Source organism: Rhodopila sp. (assembly GCF_965277165.1).
Classification (GTDB): Bacteria; Pseudomonadota; Alphaproteobacteria; order Acetobacterales; family Acetobacteraceae; genus Rhodopila.
The window spans coordinates 255462-271244 of the sequence record NZ_CBDICE010000006.1 but is presented as its reverse complement, the minus strand read 5'-3'; the positions used below and the strand labels follow the sequence as shown (position 1 = coordinate 271244).

At 67.3% G+C, this 15783-nt stretch carries 15 protein-coding genes; 8 read left to right on the top strand and 7 right to left on the bottom strand.

Annotated elements, in window-relative coordinates; genetic code table 11:
- Positions 1–21 precede the first annotated feature (21 nt).
- Positions 22–1797 carry a c-type cytochrome gene (locus ACQY4Y_RS12930; RefSeq protein WP_428491022.1) on the bottom strand — a complete coding sequence of 592 codons (1776 nt, stop codon included), beginning with the start codon at positions 1795–1797 and terminating at the stop codon, positions 22–24.
- A 306-nt stretch (positions 1798–2103) separates the two neighbouring features.
- Between ACQY4Y_RS12930 and ACQY4Y_RS12925 the strand changes: the two genes are divergently transcribed.
- The 7 genes from ACQY4Y_RS12925 to ACQY4Y_RS12895 all read left to right on the top strand — a co-directional run bounded on the left by ACQY4Y_RS12925 (position 2104) and on the right by ACQY4Y_RS12895 (position 7915).
- A complete protein-coding gene (locus ACQY4Y_RS12925; RefSeq protein ID WP_428491021.1) occupies positions 2104–2850 on the top strand; it encodes a Crp/Fnr family transcriptional regulator in 747 nt (248 codons plus the stop codon).
- 47 nt (positions 2851–2897) lie between these two features.
- Positions 2898–3098 (top strand): hypothetical protein, encoded by a 201-nt coding sequence (locus ACQY4Y_RS12920; protein WP_428491020.1) that lies wholly within the window; start codon positions 2898–2900, stop codon positions 3096–3098.
- A 49-nt stretch (positions 3099–3147) separates the two neighbouring features.
- The gene (locus ACQY4Y_RS12915) at positions 3148–3390 is read left to right on the top strand and encodes a hypothetical protein (RefSeq protein ID WP_428491019.1); all 243 of its coding nucleotides are present in this window, start codon (positions 3148–3150) and stop codon (positions 3388–3390) included.
- 111 nt (positions 3391–3501) lie between these two features.
- Positions 3502–6027, top strand: a complete 2526-nt coding sequence (locus ACQY4Y_RS12910; protein WP_428491018.1) for a helicase-related protein — start codon at positions 3502–3504, stop codon at positions 6025–6027.
- A gap of 83 nt (positions 6028–6110) precedes the next feature.
- Complete coding sequence (locus ACQY4Y_RS12905) at positions 6111–6464, top strand: RNA-binding S4 domain-containing protein (protein WP_428491017.1); 354 nt, start codon at positions 6111–6113, stop codon at positions 6462–6464.
- A 46-nt stretch (positions 6465–6510) separates the two neighbouring features.
- Entirely contained in the window at positions 6511–6843 is a 333-nt protein-coding gene (gene fdxA, locus ACQY4Y_RS12900; RefSeq protein ID WP_428491016.1) for a ferredoxin FdxA, read from the top strand.
- A gap of 460 nt (positions 6844–7303) precedes the next feature.
- Positions 7304–7915: a CarD family transcriptional regulator gene (locus tag ACQY4Y_RS12895; protein ID WP_428491015.1), complete on the top strand. Its 612-nt coding sequence runs from the start codon at positions 7304–7306 to the stop codon at positions 7913–7915.
- A gap of 61 nt (positions 7916–7976) precedes the next feature.
- On the opposite strand, the gene ACQY4Y_RS12890 is transcribed toward ACQY4Y_RS12895, so the two are convergent.
- The 6 genes from ACQY4Y_RS12890 to ACQY4Y_RS12865 all read right to left on the bottom strand — a co-directional run bounded on the left by ACQY4Y_RS12890 (position 7977) and on the right by ACQY4Y_RS12865 (position 14408).
- Complete coding sequence (locus ACQY4Y_RS12890; protein WP_428491014.1) at positions 7977–8846, bottom strand: CheR family methyltransferase; 870 nt, start codon at positions 8844–8846, stop codon at positions 7977–7979.
- A complete protein-coding gene (locus tag ACQY4Y_RS12885; RefSeq protein ID WP_428491013.1) occupies positions 8843–9952 on the bottom strand; it encodes a protein-glutamate methylesterase/protein-glutamine glutaminase in 1110 nt (369 codons plus the stop codon). Before ACQY4Y_RS12885 ends, ACQY4Y_RS12890 begins: the two co-directional genes overlap by 4 nt.
- Entirely contained in the window at positions 9949–10317 is a 369-nt protein-coding gene (locus tag ACQY4Y_RS12880) for a response regulator (protein ID WP_428491012.1), read from the bottom strand. Before ACQY4Y_RS12880 ends, ACQY4Y_RS12885 begins: the two co-directional genes overlap by 4 nt.
- Before the next feature lie 6 nt (positions 10318–10323).
- Positions 10324–10815: a chemotaxis protein CheW gene (locus ACQY4Y_RS12875; RefSeq protein WP_428491011.1), complete on the bottom strand. Its 492-nt coding sequence runs from the start codon at positions 10813–10815 to the stop codon at positions 10324–10326.
- A gap of 46 nt (positions 10816–10861) precedes the next feature.
- Positions 10862–13597, bottom strand: coding sequence for a chemotaxis protein CheW (locus ACQY4Y_RS12870; protein ID WP_428491010.1), 2736 nt, complete (start codon positions 13595–13597; stop codon positions 10862–10864).
- A 160-nt stretch (positions 13598–13757) separates the two neighbouring features.
- Complete coding sequence (locus ACQY4Y_RS12865) at positions 13758–14408, bottom strand: histidine phosphotransferase family protein (protein WP_428491009.1); 651 nt, start codon at positions 14406–14408, stop codon at positions 13758–13760.
- A gap of 354 nt (positions 14409–14762) precedes the next feature.
- Between ACQY4Y_RS12865 and moaA the strand changes: the two genes are divergently transcribed.
- On the top strand, positions 14763–15749 hold the full coding sequence (moaA, locus tag ACQY4Y_RS12860) for a GTP 3',8-cyclase MoaA (protein WP_428493632.1): 987 nt from the start codon (positions 14763–14765) through the stop codon (positions 15747–15749).
- Positions 15750–15783 lie beyond the last annotated feature (34 nt).

Sequence of the window (15783 nt, the reverse complement as noted above, 5' to 3'; positions counted from 1 at the left end):
CACCAGACGATGGTCGACTCCTCAGTGCGCGTCGCGGTGACTGATCGCCCAGACGTAGTCGGCGACCGCGGCGACGTCGGCCTGCGAAAGCTGCGCCCCGCCCATCGGCGGCATCGCACCGGTGTGGTCCTTGGGCTTCGGAACGCCGCTTTCGATGGTGCGGGTGATCGCCTGCACGCTGCCGTTGCCCCAGGTCCACTTGTTGTCGGCCAGGTTGGAACCGACCTCGGAGCCCATGGCGTCGGTGCCGTGGCATCCGGCGCAGGTCCCGCCGCGGGCGCCGTGGAAGATCTGCTCGCCGAGGGCAACCTGGTCGGGCGATCCGCCGGGCGGGATTGGCAGCGGCTTGCCGGCGTCGGGATGGATGCCCTCGGGCGGCGGCACGTTTGCCGAAGCCGCCGCCAGCGTGGCCGATGGAGCCGCCGCCGCGGCGATCTTGGCGGCCTTGTCGCCGCCCTGGTAGGTCACCTTCCAGATCCGGCCGCCGATGTCGTCGGAGATGTACATCGAGCCATCAGGGCCAAATGCGAGGCCGCCGGGACGATGCAATGCGCGGCCGGGCTGCTTGTCGGGGCCGGCGAAGCCGTCGGCGAAGACGATGAACGGGCCTGACACTTTGTCATTGGCCAATGGCTGGAACACGATGTTGTAGCCGCCCTGCGGTCCCGGCGCGCGGTTCCACGAGCCGTGGAAGGCGATGAAGGCACCGCCCTTGTAGGCGGTCGGGAATTCGTTGCCCAGGTAGATCTGCATGTCGTTCGGCGCCCAGTGCGCCGGGAACGCCGCGATCGGTTCCTGCTTTTCGGCGCAGACGCCGACTTTCTTGCCGCCGTCGCCGCCATATTCCGGCGCCAGCACGAGTTTCTTCTGGGTGTAGTCATAATAGCACTCGGGCCAGCCGAAATCGGCGCCGCGCCGCAGGTGGACGAGTTCCTCGGCGGGCTCGTTCTCGCCCTGGGTCTGGGTATAAAGGCGCGGGAAATTCTCCCACAACTGGTCGCGGCCGTGCTGGGTGCCGATCAGGTTTCCAGCGGCGTCGAACGAGAAGCCCTCGCCGTTGCGCAGACCGGTGTCGAAGCGTTCAGCCGGCGAGAAGTGCTGGTTCAGCTTGTTGGCATCGTAGCGCCAGGTGCCGCCGCGGGTTTTCAGTTCGGTGCACGGCTTGATGCCCGGCACATTGGGCATGCGGTTCTCGCTCTGGCAGGAATTGGTCGCCGTTCCGAGGTCGACGTAGAGATCGCCTTTGGCATCGATCCCGAACGGGTGCATCGGGTGATCGCCGGTGACCGGCATGCCTGAGACGACGGTCTCGGGCTTGGTGGTCGGCGCGATGCCGTCGGCCGGCAGCTTGTAGCGGACGATGCGGTCGTTGGTCTCGGCGTAGACATAGCCTTTGTAGACGCGGACGCCGGTGCCGCCGTGGTCGCCGTCGGCGAAGGTCGGGCCGAAGCGGACGATCTTGTCGGCCTGTCCGGCGCCCTTGGCGGCTTGCAGCGCGATCAAAAAGCCGCCCGCTGGGGGAGTGTCGTTATGGTAGTAACGACCGCTCCAGGTGTTGGCGTAGAGCACGCCGTCGGGTGCCACGGCCATCTGGCGGACATGGCCAAGCTTGTCGGCGAAGACCGACGCGCAGAAGCCCGGGGGGACGGTGATGCCACCGGCATCGCCTTTGCAGGCGGGTTGCGCCGGCTGGGCTTGAGACTGGGCCGGCGCGCCGAAGCCGAGCAACAGCGTGGTGGCGAGGGCGGTGGCGGCGGTCAGCGTGGACTTTCCGGCGAATTTTGTCTGAGAGTTCATTGGCGCAAACTCCTTGGATCGGATTGGGATCAGTGGTCTCGACAGAACCGACGGTAGTGCCGCCTGACTACAACTGCGCGAAAACGAGCGAGCCGGCAAGCCGGCGTTCGCCGTGCCGGGCAACCGTTACGCATCCGGGTAATCGTTACGCATCCGGGTATAGCGGCCGAGGCCGAAACAACCCGTGCCTCATTGGCGTCTTGTAATCGTCTCTGGCCATAGCCATTAGCACTTAGAGCGCCCAATACAGCCTCGGCTTGCGCGCTTGAGAGATGTGTGTGCTCCCGCCGGTGAAGGGGAGCACGCATGTCAAATGTCGCGGCCGTACATACGACTCGCAACCAATTGCTTGCTGCCCTGCCGCCGGCCGACCTGGCGGCAATCCTGCCCAAGTTGCGCCGGGTCAGCCTGACCGTGCGCGACAGTCTCATTACACCGGATATGCCGATCGAGGCGGTGTATTTTGTCGAGAGCGGATGGGTCTCGCTGGTGGCGACGCTGGAGGATGGCTCGCAGGCCGAGGTTGGATTGGTCGGCCGCGAGGGCATGGTCGGCCTGCCGCTCATCGTCGGCGTGGAAAGCGCATTCGAGGAAGCCTTCGTCCAGGCTGATGGCTGCGCGCTGCAGATCCAGACCAAGGCTTTCAATGAGCTTTTGCGCCAGATCCCGACGCTGCACCGGCTGCTGTATAGCTACAGCGAAGCGATGCGGTCGCAGACCACCCAGACGGCCGCCTGCAACGGCCGCCACCCGCTGGAGCAGCGACTCGCCCGATGGCTGTTGATGGCGCATGACCGGGCCGATGGCGATAAACTTCCTGTCACCCAGGAGTTCCTGGGACTGATGCTTTGCGTCTATCGCCCGACGATCACAGTCGCAGCCGGCATTCTGCAACGCGCGGGGATCATCCGCTACTCCAGGGGCCATGTCGAAGTGCTGGACCGCGCCGCGCTGGAGGCGACGTCATGCGATTGCTACGCCACGGTCAAACGTCGATTTGATCGCCTGCTTGGAGCGAACGCGGCGGAAATGTACGCTGCCCGACAGTCGTAGGGTCGTTTTCGTCGCCACACCATGTCGGCAGAATTGGCAGGTGCGGGATGGCGGATTATCGAATTTTCTTTCTGGGGCCGGACGAGCACATCACCGGCGTCGAAATCGTGGAATGCCGCAGCGACCTCGAGGCGATGGCGGCTGCGGGCGTCGCCGGACGGCCCGACGGCGGGGTGGAAGTCTGGCAGAACGCCCGGATGGTTGGCCGTATCAATGTGGCCGGGCGGCCGGTTTCGATGCATCGATGACGAGCAGCGGCACGCCGCGTTGACGCTGGAATCTGTCGGACGCGGGCAAATGGCCGTCCACAAATTCAGTCTCGGCCAGAGGCTGGTGTTCAAGCCCGGTACGGAGTTCATGGTTCGCATATCGGCTCGCTGCTCGGTCACGCGGCTGCTGCCCAAAGAGGGCGCCGAGTATCAGTATTACGTTCGCACCGAATTGGATGGCCAGTTGCGTCGCGTCCTGGAGAGCCAGCTTAGGGACGAAACGGCTGGGCCGAGGCGCCGCCGAGAGATCGAGACGCTGATCCAAAAATGACAGGCGGGCAGCCGGCGAGCCGGTTGGACGTCATGTCGGCAGCCGATCGCCGATGAAGCGGCCGCATTTTCTTCGCTTGCATTCCGCGTCGCGGCACCCAAACATCGCAGCATGATCGGCTTCGACTCCGGTTTCGCCGCTCGCGTCAAGGCCGTTCTGGGTCCGACCAACACCGGCAAGACGCATCTGGCCATCGACCGGCTGCTGGCGCACGCGTCCGGCATCATCGGCTTCCCGCTGCGGTTGCTGGCGCGGGAGAATTACGATCGCATGGTGGCGATCAAGGGTGTCCGCCACGTCGCGCTGATCACCGGCGAGGAGAAGATCATACCGCCCGAGGCACGCTGGTTCTCCTGCACCGTGGAGGCGATGCCGCTGGACCGGCACGCCGAATTCGTCGCGGTGGACGAAATCCAGCTTTGCGCCGATCCCGACCGCGGCCACGTGTTCACCGACCGTTTGCTGCGCGCGCGCGGCATGGTGGAGACCATGCTGCTGGGGGCCGAGACGATCGCGCCGCTGATCCGCCGTCTGGTGCCCTCGGCGCATATCGAGACCCGGCCGCGGTTGTCGCAACTTTCGTACGCCGGCCCAGCCAAGCTGGCGCGGCTGCCGCCGCGGTCGGCCGTGGTGGCGTTCAGCGCCGCCGAGATCTATGCGCTGGCCGAGCTGATCAGGCGTCGCAAGGGCGGTTGCGCGGTGGTGATGGGGCGGCTGTCGCCGCGCACGCGGAATGCCCAAGTGGCGCTGTATCAGGCTCGCGAGGTGGATTTCCTGGTCGCCACCGACGCCATCGGCATGGGGCTGAACATGAATGTCGATCATGTCGCCTTCGCAGGCTTGGGCAAGTTCGACGGCCATCGGCCGCGCCGGCTGACCGCGGCCGAGGTGGCGCAGATCGCCGGGCGCGCCGGGCGTGGCATGAAGGACGGCAGCTTCGGCACCACCACCGAATGCCCGCCGATCGGCGATGACATCGTCGCCGCGGTGGAGGCGCACAGCTTCGAGGCGCTGGACATGCTGTGCTGGCGCAACAGCGACCTCGATTTCGCCTCGCTGGATCGGCTGGTCGACAGTCTGAACGCGGCGCCCCCGGGACCTGGGCTGGTGCGTGGCAACCAGGCCTCCGACCTGGAGACGCTGATCGCGTTGTCGCGCGACCCCGAGGTCTGCCGGCTGGCGCAGGGGCGGCGGCGGATACGGCTGCTGTGGGATGCCTGCCAGATTCCCGATTTCCGCAAGCTGGCCGATGACACCCATGCCAGGCTGTGCGCCAGGGTATTCGGCCACGTCGCGTCCGACACGCATTTGCCGACAGATTGGCTGGCGGGTCAGATCGCCGCGCTGGACCGAGCCGACGGCGACATCGACACCTTGATGCAGCGGCTGTCGGGGGTGCGGGTGTGGTCCTATATCGCTGCCCGCTCCGACTGGGTCAGCGACACCGCGCACTGGCAGGGGCGGGCGCGCGAGGTAGAGGACAAGCTGTCCGACGCGCTGCACGAAAGCTTGACCAGCCGGTTCGTCGATCGCCGATCGGCCCATCTGGTGCGACGACTGGAGGAAGCCGACGGCCAGGCGCTGTTGTCGGCGGTGACGCCTCGGGGCGAGGTGGTGGTCGAGGGTCACAGCGTCGGGCACATCGAGGGCTTCGCGTTCGTGCCCGACCCGCTGGCGGTGGGCGACGAGAAAAAACTGGTGCTGCGCGCCGCCCGCAGAGCGCTGCACGCGGAAATGCCGCGCCGTGTCGGGGTATTGGTGGGGGCCGCCGATACCGCTTTCGGCTTGACCGCCAACCATCTGGTGACCTGGGACCAGGTGCCGGTCGCGCGGCTCGCTCGCGGGGCGGTGGCGTTGCGGCCTCGGGTGCAGGTGCTCGACAGTGAGTTCCTTGATGGCGTGGCGCGGCGGCGCATCGGTGACCGGCTGGGCGGCTGGCTGGAGCGGCGGATCCAGGGCGATCTCGGCCCGCTGTTCGCCGCCGAGACCATGGCGCGTGACCACCCTGCTCTGCGCGGGCCGCTGCACCGGCTGATGGAATCGCTGGGGCTGATCCCGGGGCTGGACGAGGCAACCTTGTCGCCCGAGATCCGACCTCGGTTGCGGGCGCTGGGTGTTCGTTCGGGGCGGTTCGCGTTGTTCATGCCGGCGCTGATGAAACCGCGGGCGAGTGCGATGCGGGCTCGGCTTTGGGCGTTGCAGCAGGCCATTCGGCTGCCCGAACTGCCGCCGGCCGGGCTGATTTGCCTGCCGCTGCATCAGCCCGACTGGCCGGATGGCTTTGCCGCGATGGCCGGCTGGATCGAGGCCGGGCCGGTACGGCTTCGGCTGGACATCGCCGAGAAGGTCGCCGGCGAGCTTGGCTATCGCTGCCGGCGCGGGGCGGCGGCGCTGCCGTCGGGGCTGGCGTCGCGGTTCGCGATCAAGCCGGACATGCTACCGGCGGTGTTGCGCCAGCTTGGCTTTCGGGTGTTGCCCGCGGCGGGGCTCGGAGCTGACCAGGTCGGGCCGCCGGCGCCGCCGATGCTGATGCCGTTGCGGCGGCGGCGGCCGGCGATCGAGGACCCGGCACCGGCACCGGTCGCCGCCGGGCCGTTCGCCGCACTGGCGGTCTTGCGGCGAGGAGGCGTGCGATAGGCGACGGGCGCGATACCGAGGACCTGGACACCGAGGGGCGAGACTGGCAGCGGCTGGACAAGTGGCTGTGGTGCGCCAGGGTGATGCGCGCACGCACCGATTGCGCGGTGCTGGTGAGCCGGGGGTCGATCCGGATCAATCGTCAGCCGACCGCCAAACCGCATGCCAGGCTGCGCGTCGGCGACGTGCTGACCATACCGGTGCATGGCAAGGTGCGTGTGCTACGCGTCGTTGATCTGGCGGGGCGGCGCGGTCCCGCGGCCGAAGCCAGCCGGCTCTACTTCGACCTTGGCGATGGCGATGCCGGCGGGGGCGATGCCGGCGGGGGCGATGCCGGCGGGTGCGATTCCAGCCGGGGCGATGACGGCGAGGCGGTGGGGGAAGTTTCAGCAGCATCTTGCATCGGCGTGGATTCGTCGGCATATCGCGCGCCATGATTGTCGGCTCCGCGCCGCGCATTTCCCACATCTCGGGGGTTGCCCAATGACCTATGTGGTCAACGAAAGCTGCATTCGCTGCAAATACATGGACTGCGTCGAAGTCTGCCCGGTGGATTGCTTCTACGTCGGCGAGAACATGCTGGTGATCCATCCGGACGAATGCATCGATTGTGGCGTGTGTGAGCCGGAATGTCCGGTCGAGGCGATCCTGCCGGACAGCGACGACAGGGGCGCCGCCTGGTTGGAGACGAATCGCAAATACGCCACGCTGTGGCCGAATATAACCCGCAAGGGCACTCCTCCGGACGACGCCGACGACTGGAAGGACAAGCCCGGCAAGGGTGAGATGTTCTCGCCGGAGCCCGGCAAGTCGTGAGGATCGGCCGGTTCGCCGGCCTGGGAATAGGCTTTGCGGACCCGGCGCCGGCTTTTGTGGCCCCGGCTTTTGCGGTCCCGGCTTTTGCGACTCGGCTTTAAACGCTGACTTGGCCCGATTTTTGTGTTATGGTCCTGCATTGTTCCGGTGATCGACCAGCTTTGATTGGCCTCGATCAGGGTTGCTGGAGCATCTTGGGCGTCTGCAACAGCGCGGACATGGGGGTGAGTCCCTCGGGTGGCTGACGATCGGGCAAATTGGCTTATCAGGAAGCCGGCTGGCGGCCCCCGCTGGCGGCTCGACGACGGCACCCGATCCAGCCGCCGGTCAGCAACCGTGGGTTGGCGGCGTGGACATGGAAAGAAAAAAATCAGGTCCGGGGTGACCTGAAGCGGCTCCTTCAGGGGCGGCGATTGGGGCGAGCGGGACGGCGGGCAACAATATGGGTGAGCAACAAACAGTGGAACAAGTCTCCAATCAAGTGATTGAGCAGCCGGCTGGCGCGAGTCCGGCGTCCGAGTCGCGGCCCGGTGTGCGGCCGGGGCATAATGGACCGAACCTGACGCCTCGGGCGATCGCCAAGGCGGAAATCTTTTCCGAGGGGGATTACGTGGTCTATCCGACGCATGGCGTCGGCAAGGTGGATCGCATCGCCGTCGAGGAGATTGCCGGCCACCGGCTTGAGTTGATCCATATCACCTTCGAAGAGAACCGCATGACACTGAGGGTGCCGGTGCCGAAGGCGCGGACCGCGGGGCTGCGCAAGCTTGCCACGCGCAAGCAGTTCGACGAGGCGATGACCATCTTGCGCGGTCGGGCCCGGATCAAGCGCACTATGTGGTCGCGTCGGGCGCAGGAGTACGAGGCGAAGATAAACTCCGGCGATCCGTTGGCGATCGCCGAGGTGGTGCGTGACCTGCACCGCAATGCCGGGCAGCCGGACCAGAGCTTTTCCGAGCGGCAGATCTACGAATCCGCGATGGACCGGCTGGGCGCCGAACTTGGCGCGTTGGACAGGACCGACAAGCAGGCAGCGATCACCAAGCTGACGGATTTCCTGAACGCCGCCTGATCGGGGGGCGCAGGAGATCGGGTCAGCCGACGGCGCCCGGCATTATCCTGGGTGAGCGCGGTCAGCCCGCGGCGGCCAACTGCGAGGCGGCGGCTGACGAAGCGGCCTGTGGCACTACGCCGTAAACGCCTCTTTCGTTCGGCAACGCGGCGAAACGGGAGGTAATGCCCAACACGGTCTCGGCGCCGCCGAGGTAGAGCAGCCCGTCCGGCGGCATCAATCCGGCGATCGCTTCAAGCACCCGGGTTTTCGTCGGCTGATCGAAATAGATCAGCACGTTGCGGCAGAACACGATGTCGAACCGACCCAGCGCGCGCAGGTCGGACAGCAGATTGTATTCGCGAAACTGCGCCATGGATCGAATTGGCTCGGCGATGCGCCAGTTGCTGTCCTCCTTGCGGAAATAGCGCATCAGCATCTGCACCGGCAGGCCGCGCTGCACCTCGAACTGGGAGTAGAGGCCTTCGCGGGCGCGGGTCAATTGATCGCGGGCGATGTCGGTGCCGACGATCTCGACCTTGCGGCTGCCCAGCACGGCGCCCGATTCGGCCACGATCATCGCCAGCGAGTAGGCCTCCTGGCCGGAGGAGGCAGCCGCCGACCAGACCCGGAGGGGCGCGGCGGCGGAGCGGGCGGCGGCCAGTCGCGGCAGTGCTTGGCTGCGGAAATGGGTGAAGGGTTTGTCGTCGCGAAAGAAGAAGCTTTCGTTGGTGGTCATCGCCTCGACCACGTCGCGGGCCAGCGCATCGGTGCCGGGGCGCCGCAGCCGTTCGGCCAGGGCGTTCAGGTCGGCCAGTTTTTCCCGTTTGATGATGCCGGCCAGGCGGGTTTCCAGCAGGTACAGCTTGTCGGTGCCGATGATCAGGCCGGATCGGGTCTTCAGCAGGTTGGCCAGGGTGTCGAACGCGATAGGCAGCAGGGGCGCGGTCACGGACGTGTCCCTTTCAGCATTTCCAGCAGCTTGGGTGCGATCTTCGGCAGCGGCAGAACGGCGTGGCACAGACCGGCTCGGGCGATGGCGCCGGGCATGCCCCAGACCACGCTGGTGGCCTCGTCCTGGCCGATGGCGGCGCCGCCGGCCTCGATCACCTTCGCGGTGCCGGCCAGTCCGTCGCGGCCCATGCCGGTCAGCATCGCGACCAGCACGCTGCCGGCGCAGGCGGCGGAGGCGCTGCGGAGCATCGGGTCGACCGACGGGCGGCAGAAATTTTCCGCCGGGTCGCTGGTCAAGCGGGCGCGCAGCACGCCGCGACCGCCTTCCACCAGCAGGTGCCGGTCACCTGGGGCGAGGTAGATCCGTCCAGCCACCAGCGTTTCGCCGTCACGCGCCTCGGTGCAGGGCATGACGCCCATGCGGTTGAGATGGTCGGCCAGGATCGGGGTAAAGGTCGCCGGCATATGCTGGGTCATCACCACCGGAACGCCGACCGCCCGGCCCAGCCCCTGCACCAGGGTGAACAGTGCCTGCGGCCCCCCGGTGGAGCTGCCCACCGCCAGCAGCGCCGCGGGCTGCGCCGGCGCCGCGCGCAAGGCCAGTGGCGGCTGAGGCGCGGCGGGCATGGTCGCGCGCCGGCGCAAACGGCCCAGCCCCTTGACCTTCTCGAGCAGCTCGCGCCGGAAGCCGTCATCGGCGACGGTGCCGACGCTGGACGGTTTCGGCAGGTAGTCGGCGGCGCCCATGCGCAACGCCCGCAGCGCGATGTCGGCGCCGCGTGTGGTCAGGGTCGAGGCCATGATGATCCGCACCCCCGGATCGGCGCGCAGCAGCAACGGCAGCGCGGTCAGCCCGTCCATCACCGGCATCTCGATATCCAGCACCACGACATCGATCCGGGCGGCACGTACCGCGTCCACGGCGAGTTTGCCGTTCTGCACCCTGGAAACCACCATGATGCCGGGGTCTGATTCCAGAATGCGGGCGAGGGCGCCGCGAATCACCGCCGAATCGTCACACACCATCACCCTGATTGCGGCGCCCGCGCCCGAGCATGGCGCCGCGGCCGGGGATCGCGCCAGATCGACCGCGGGTGCGATCACAGCAGCCCCACCTGGGCGAGCTTGCCGGTCAGGATGTCCTCGTCGAACGGCTTCATGATGTATTCCTGAGCGCCGTTCAGCATCGCGGTTTCGATGTGGTCGAAGTCATTTTCGGTGGTGCAGAACACCACGGTCGGATTGTCCGGCCCAAACTCCTGGCGCAGCGCCCGCAGGAACGCCAGCCCGTCCATCACCGGCATGTTCCAGTCCAGCAGAACGCAGTCGGGCAGCTGTTCGCGGCAGGCGTTCAGGGCGGCCTGTCCGTCGTCGGCCTCGATCACCGCGACGCCGTTCGATTCCAGGATGCGGCGGGCGACTTTGCGGACCACGCGGCTGTCGTCGACCACCAGGCAGGTGCGCGCCATCTTGGATCACTCCCCCGTGGACAGAGCGAGCAGCCTGGACACGTCCAGCACCACCAGCAGCCGCCCGTCCAGCCGGAAGATGCCGGTGCTAAACTCGGCCCAGCACTTTTCCAGCGTCGGCGGGTTACGTTCGAACAGCGAGGCATCCAGGTTGAGCACTTCGGAGACCTGATCGACCAGCAGCGCGTAGAGTTCGCCGCCCTGTTCGGCGACCACCGACATCCGTGGCTGGCCGGCGGGAACCGGTGGCAACCGCAGCCTGCGGCGCAGATCGATCGCGGTGACGATGCGCCCGCGCAGGTTCAGGCTGCCGGCGATCTCGGGCGGCGCCAGCGGGATGCGGGTGATCGTCTGCTCACCAAGGATATCACGCACCGCGAGCACCGGGACGCCGCAAAGCTGGTCGGCGACGGTGAGGGTAACCAGGACCTGGGTTTCCGCCGCCGATGCGGGGTTGGGGGCGGCTGTCGGCGGCCGGTCCAGTAAGTCGGTGGCCATGGCGGATCCTTTCGTTGGCGAAGCGGTGAGGTCTCGATCCGGCGGGTCAGGCGGCGGCCATCTCCGTCAGGCTGGCATGGAGTCCGGCGATCAGCGCCTCACGCTCGAATTTGGCGACATAGTCGGTGAACCCGGCTTCGCGTCCAATGCGCGCGCTTTCCAGGTCGGAGTGGCCGGTCATCGCCAACAGCGGGAGTGCCGCCCACGCGCCGCCGGCGCGGACCGCGCGGGCGAACTCCACGCCGCCCATGCCGGGCATTTCGATGTCCGACACGATGGCGTCGAACATGCTGCCGGAGTCGCGCAGGCGCAGCGCCTCGGCCGCGCTGGCGACGGCGGTGACCCGGAAGCCCGCGGCGCCCAGCGTGGGCACCATCAACTGGCGGAAGAACTCGCTGTCGTCGATCAGCAGGATGTGCTTCTGCTGCGTGGTCGTGCCTTGGCGGGGCACGCCGCGGAACCAGTCCTGCCAGGCCTGCATCAGCCAATAGCCGGTATCCAGCACGTCGGTTGCCTGGCCGCCGATGACCGCGGTTCCCAGCAGTCCGGAACGGGCGCCGGCGAGCTCGATGTCGAGGCGATCCTCGACCACGTCGATGATCTCATCGACCATCAGACCCATGATGCGGTCGGCCTCGGCGAACACCAGCAGCGGTTGCGTCGGCTTCTGCTGATCGATGGCGGGGTCGATCGCGATCAGCGGCATCAGCTTGCCGCGATATTGCATCACCGGCGCGCCGCAGGACAATTCGATCTTCTCACGCGGGATGTCCTCCAGCCGCGCCACCAGCCCCAGGGGTACGCCCATGCGGCGGTTTTCGCCGGCGCGGAACAGCAGCATCGCGGTCTTGTCGGACGAGCTCTGCGCATCGACCCCGCCGGCGTGCCCCATTTTGGTTTCCGATCCGGCGCCGACGCCGCTGGCGCGGGCGATGCCGTTGGGGTCGAGGATCATGATAACCGACCCGTCACCCAGGATGGTGTTGCCGCTGAACATGGTGACATGGCGCAGAATGGGCGCGACCGGCTTGACGACGATTTCCTCGGTATCGAACACCCGATCGACGATGATGCCCATGGTGTGGGCGCCGACCTGGGCGACCACCACGTGCACCGCCGATTCGGCAGTGTCCTCGACCCCCAGTGCCAGCAGTTCGGTCAGGCTGACCAGCGGCAGCAGCCGGTTGCGCAGCCGCAGCACCGGGGTGTCGTTGATCCGCTCGATCACGCTGTTGGCGGCGCCGTCGTTGCCGGCGGCGACGGCATCGCGATGCGCCCGCACCAGTTCCACCACGGAGAGTTGCGGGATGGCGAAGCGTTCCTTGCCGGCTTCGACGATCAGCGCCGAGACGATGGCCAGGGTGAGCGGGATCTTGACGGTGAAGGTGGTGCCCTGGCCGGCGGTGCTCTTGAGTTCGATGGTGCCGCCGATCTTCTCGATATTGGTCTTCACCACGTCCATGCCGACGCCGCGGCCGGACACCGACGACACGGTCGCCGCGGTAGAAAATCCGGCGCGGAAGATGAAGCGCTGGATCTGGCCGTCGGTCATCGCGGCGAGTTCGGCCTCGGTGGCCAGGCCGTTGGCCAGCACCTTGGCGCGGATCCGATCGACCGCCAGGCCGCGTCCGTCGTCGGAGATTTCCATGATGATGTAGCCGCCTTCGTGGAAGGCGTTCAGTTCGATGGTACCGGTCTCCGACTTGCCGGCGGCGCGGCGTTCGGCGGGGGTTTCCAGGCCGTGATCGCCGCTGTTGCGGATCATGTGGGTCAGCGGGTCCTTGATCATCTCCAGCACCTGGCGATCAAGTTCGGTCTCGGCGCCCAGCATGCGCAGTTCGATCTTCTTGCCCATGTCGTGGGACAGGTCGCGCACCAGCCGGGGCAGCTTGTTCCAGGCATGGCCGATCGGCTGCATGCGGGTCTTCATCACGCCTTCCTGGAGGTCGGAGGTGATGTGCGACAGGCGCTGCAGCGGCACGGTGAAGTCGCTGTTTTCCTGGGTGCGGGCGAGTTGCAGAAGCTGATTGCGGGTCAGCACAAGTTCGCTGACCAGGGTCATCAGGTCTTCCAGCACGTCGACGGTGACGCGGATGGTCTGGGCGCCGCCGGGGGCGGCGTTGTTCTGTGCGCTTGTCGTGGCGGCTACGGGCTGCATGCCGGTCGGCGAGGCAACGGCCTGCACGCCGGTCGGCGAGGCAACGGGCTGCGCGCCCGAGGGCGACGTCACGGGCTGCGCGCCCGAGGGCGCGACGGCGGCTGCCACGGGACTACCGATGTGCGGCTCGGTGACGATCGGCGGCTGGGCCGTAATCCCGGGCTGTGCGGTTGCCCCAAAGACCAACTCGACCGCAACCGGCTCGACCTCCGCGTGGGCCGGGGCGGCGCCCGCCTTGAGCGCCTGCGCGCCGGAGGCGGTGAGGTTCAGTTCGGCGATCAGGTCGGCGTCGTCGCCAGGCGGCTCAGCGCCGGTCGCGCCGAGCGCGGCCACGATCGCCTTGATGCAGTCGATGCCGGCCAGCACCTGGGTCACGATATCGGGGGTGACCACCAGGGTGCGGTCACGCAGCTTGCCCAGGACATTCTCCCCGGCATGGGCCACCCGCTCCAGCCGAGGCAGGCCGAGAAAGCCGCAGGTGCCCTTGATGGTGTGCACCAACCGGAAGATGAACGACAGCGTTTCGGCATCGTCGGGCGTGCGTTCCAGCGTCAGCAGCGCGCCGTCAAGCTCAGCCAGGCTCTCATTCGTCTCGGTCAGAAAGTCGGCAAGCAGATCGTCCACGGCGGCCCCCTTGGAGAGCCCGTTACGCTAAGCGCGTACATCGGGCGGGAGCACATCCTTGTCAGGACTTCGCAAACAAAAGGTAAATGGCGGACAAGATTTTCGCGTCGTGCAGCCGACCGCCGGCGTTATCTGACCGCCCCGATCTAACCGCCCCGATCTAACCGCCCAGCCGAAGGATCGCCGGTTCATTGGTCACGTTCGGAGACAGCACGAGCGACAGTCGTACGCGGGCTGCGTGACCCAGCAGCGCGGTCAGCGCCATCTGCAGGCTGCGCTGTTCGGTCAGCGCCGATCGCGCCTCGGTCTCGTCGGCGAGGCAGACCGCGATCCCGGCCGGCCACGCGGCGCTGGGCCCGGCGAGCCGGATGAACAGGTCGTCGGCCGAACCGGCGACGATGATGGTGCCGCCGAACGGCAGGCTGTCGGCCGCCAGCAACAGCAGGTTCAACACGATGCGCCCGTCGTCAGCCGGGAACACGGTGTCGGGGCGCAACGCCGAAAGATCGACCCCGACCCGCCCGGGCAGGCCGCCGGCCATCCGCTTGAGCCGCGCCAGCGAAAGCGGCTCACCGTCGGGGCCGGCCTGCGGTCCCCAGGCGGCCCGGCGCAGCTCCAGCCGGGTGGTCAGCGCCTTTGCCGCGGCTGGCGCGGCGGTGTCGCGGTCCGGCTGGATCGGCGCGGCGGCGGCCGGATCGCCGGGCGCGGGCGGGCGGCTGCCGTCCAGCAATCCCACCAGGCCACCGAGGTCACTGCACAGATGCGCCGAGGTCAGCTCGATCAGGCGTAAGGCACCGTGGGTGCCGGACATGAGATTTCCCCGCGAGTCGCCGTTTGCGGCAGGATGACCGGCTTGGCGCCGGAAGTCGAGGCGATTTGAGCGCCGGCGCCAGGGTTGCGCGCCGGCCAGCGCCGGGGCGCCCGCCTGCCCTGCCCGCCTGCTCCGCACCCGCTTCCCGACCGGGGGGCTTGAACCGGGGTCCGCGGCGGCGCAAATCATTAACTAACGTCATATCAATTCAGTGATGCAGGTCGGGCATACACGCCCGGACTCGACAGTCCACGGCCAGATGCCAGTATCTTGAGGCAGTCCACTCAATGCTTGATTCCGATGCCTGACGCTAATCTCGATGCCAACCTTGACCGCACCCTTGACCGCTCGGGCATGATCGATCCGTTCGGCCGGGCGATCACCTATTTGCGCGTCTCGGTCACCGACCGCTGCGATCTGCGCTGCGTCTACTGCATGTCGGAGGACATGACCTTCCTGCCGAAGCGCGATTTGCTGACGCTGGAGGAACTCGATCGGCTGTGCGCCGCGTTCATCCGGCTGGGAACAACGAAAATCCGCATCACCGGCGGCGAGCCGCTGGTCCGGCGCGACGTCATGCGGCTGTTTGGCAAGCTGGGCGAGCGGTTGGGGCACGGGCTGGACGAGGTGACGCTGACCACCAACGGCTCGCAACTGGTGAAGCACGCCCAGACGCTGGCGGCGTCCGGCGTGAAGCGGATCAACGTGTCGCTGGATACGCTCGATCCAGTGCGCTTCGGCCAGATCACCCGCTGGGGCAGGATCGAGCAGACCCTGGACGGGATTTTCGCCGCCAAGGCGGCTGGGCTGGCGGTGAAGATCAATGCCGTGGCGATGAAGGGCGTGAACGAGACCGAGTTCGATGCGCTGCTGGCCTGGTGCGGCGAGCACGGGTTCGACCTCTGCCTGATCGAGACCATGCCGATGGGCGACATCACCGGGGACCGGACCGAGCAGTACTTGCCCCTGTCGGTGGTGCGGGCGCGGCTGCGAAAGCGATGGACGCTGCGCGATACCGACTACAAGACCGGTGGCCCGGCGCGTTATTTCGATGTCGAGGAAACCGGCCGGCGGATCGGCTTCATCACGCCGATGACGCACAATTTCTGCGAAAGCTGCAATCGCGTGCGACTGACCTGCACCGGCACGCTGTTCATGTGCCTCGGGCAGGAGGACTCAGCCGATTTCCGCTCGATCTTGCGGGCTGGCGCGTCCGACGACCAACTGGAGGACGCGATCCGGGAGGCGATCTCGCGCAAGCCGAAGGGTCACGATTTCATCATCGATCGGCGCCACGACAAGCCCTCGGTGGCCAGGCACATGAGCGTCACCGGCGGGTAGCCGCGCCCACTGGCAGGAGCCTTGCAACCGAGGC

What these genes read in the sequence shown, in the direction of transcription:
- ACQY4Y_RS12905 (WP_428491017.1), top strand. Translation starts at nt 6,111, where the DNA reads ATGCGCGCACGCACCGATTGCGCGGTGCTGGTGAGCCGGGGGTCGATC.
- ACQY4Y_RS12925 (WP_428491021.1), top strand. Translation starts at nt 2,104, where the DNA reads ATGTCAAATGTCGCGGCCGTACATACGACTCGCAACCAATTGCTTGCT.
- ACQY4Y_RS12910 (WP_428491018.1), top strand. Translation starts at nt 3,502, where the DNA reads ATGATCGGCTTCGACTCCGGTTTCGCCGCTCGCGTCAAGGCCGTTCTG.
- fdxA (WP_428491016.1), top strand. Translation starts at nt 6,511, where the DNA reads ATGACCTATGTGGTCAACGAAAGCTGCATTCGCTGCAAATACATGGAC.
- ACQY4Y_RS12880 (WP_428491012.1), bottom strand. Translation starts at nt 10,317, where the DNA reads ATGGCGCGCACCTGCCTGGTGGTCGACGACAGCCGCGTGGTCCGCAAA.
- ACQY4Y_RS12865 (WP_428491009.1), bottom strand. Translation starts at nt 14,408, where the DNA reads ATGTCCGGCACCCACGGTGCCTTACGCCTGATCGAGCTGACCTCGGCG.
- ACQY4Y_RS12915 (WP_428491019.1), top strand. Translation starts at nt 3,148, where the DNA reads ATGGCCGTCCACAAATTCAGTCTCGGCCAGAGGCTGGTGTTCAAGCCC.
- ACQY4Y_RS12875 (WP_428491011.1), bottom strand. Translation starts at nt 10,815, where the DNA reads ATGGCCACCGACTTACTGGACCGGCCGCCGACAGCCGCCCCCAACCCC.
- ACQY4Y_RS12920 (WP_428491020.1), top strand. Translation starts at nt 2,898, where the DNA reads ATGGCGGATTATCGAATTTTCTTTCTGGGGCCGGACGAGCACATCACC.
- moaA (WP_428493632.1), top strand. Translation starts at nt 14,763, where the DNA reads ATGATCGATCCGTTCGGCCGGGCGATCACCTATTTGCGCGTCTCGGTC.
- ACQY4Y_RS12930 (WP_428491022.1), bottom strand. Translation starts at nt 1,797, where the DNA reads ATGAACTCTCAGACAAAATTCGCCGGAAAGTCCACGCTGACCGCCGCC.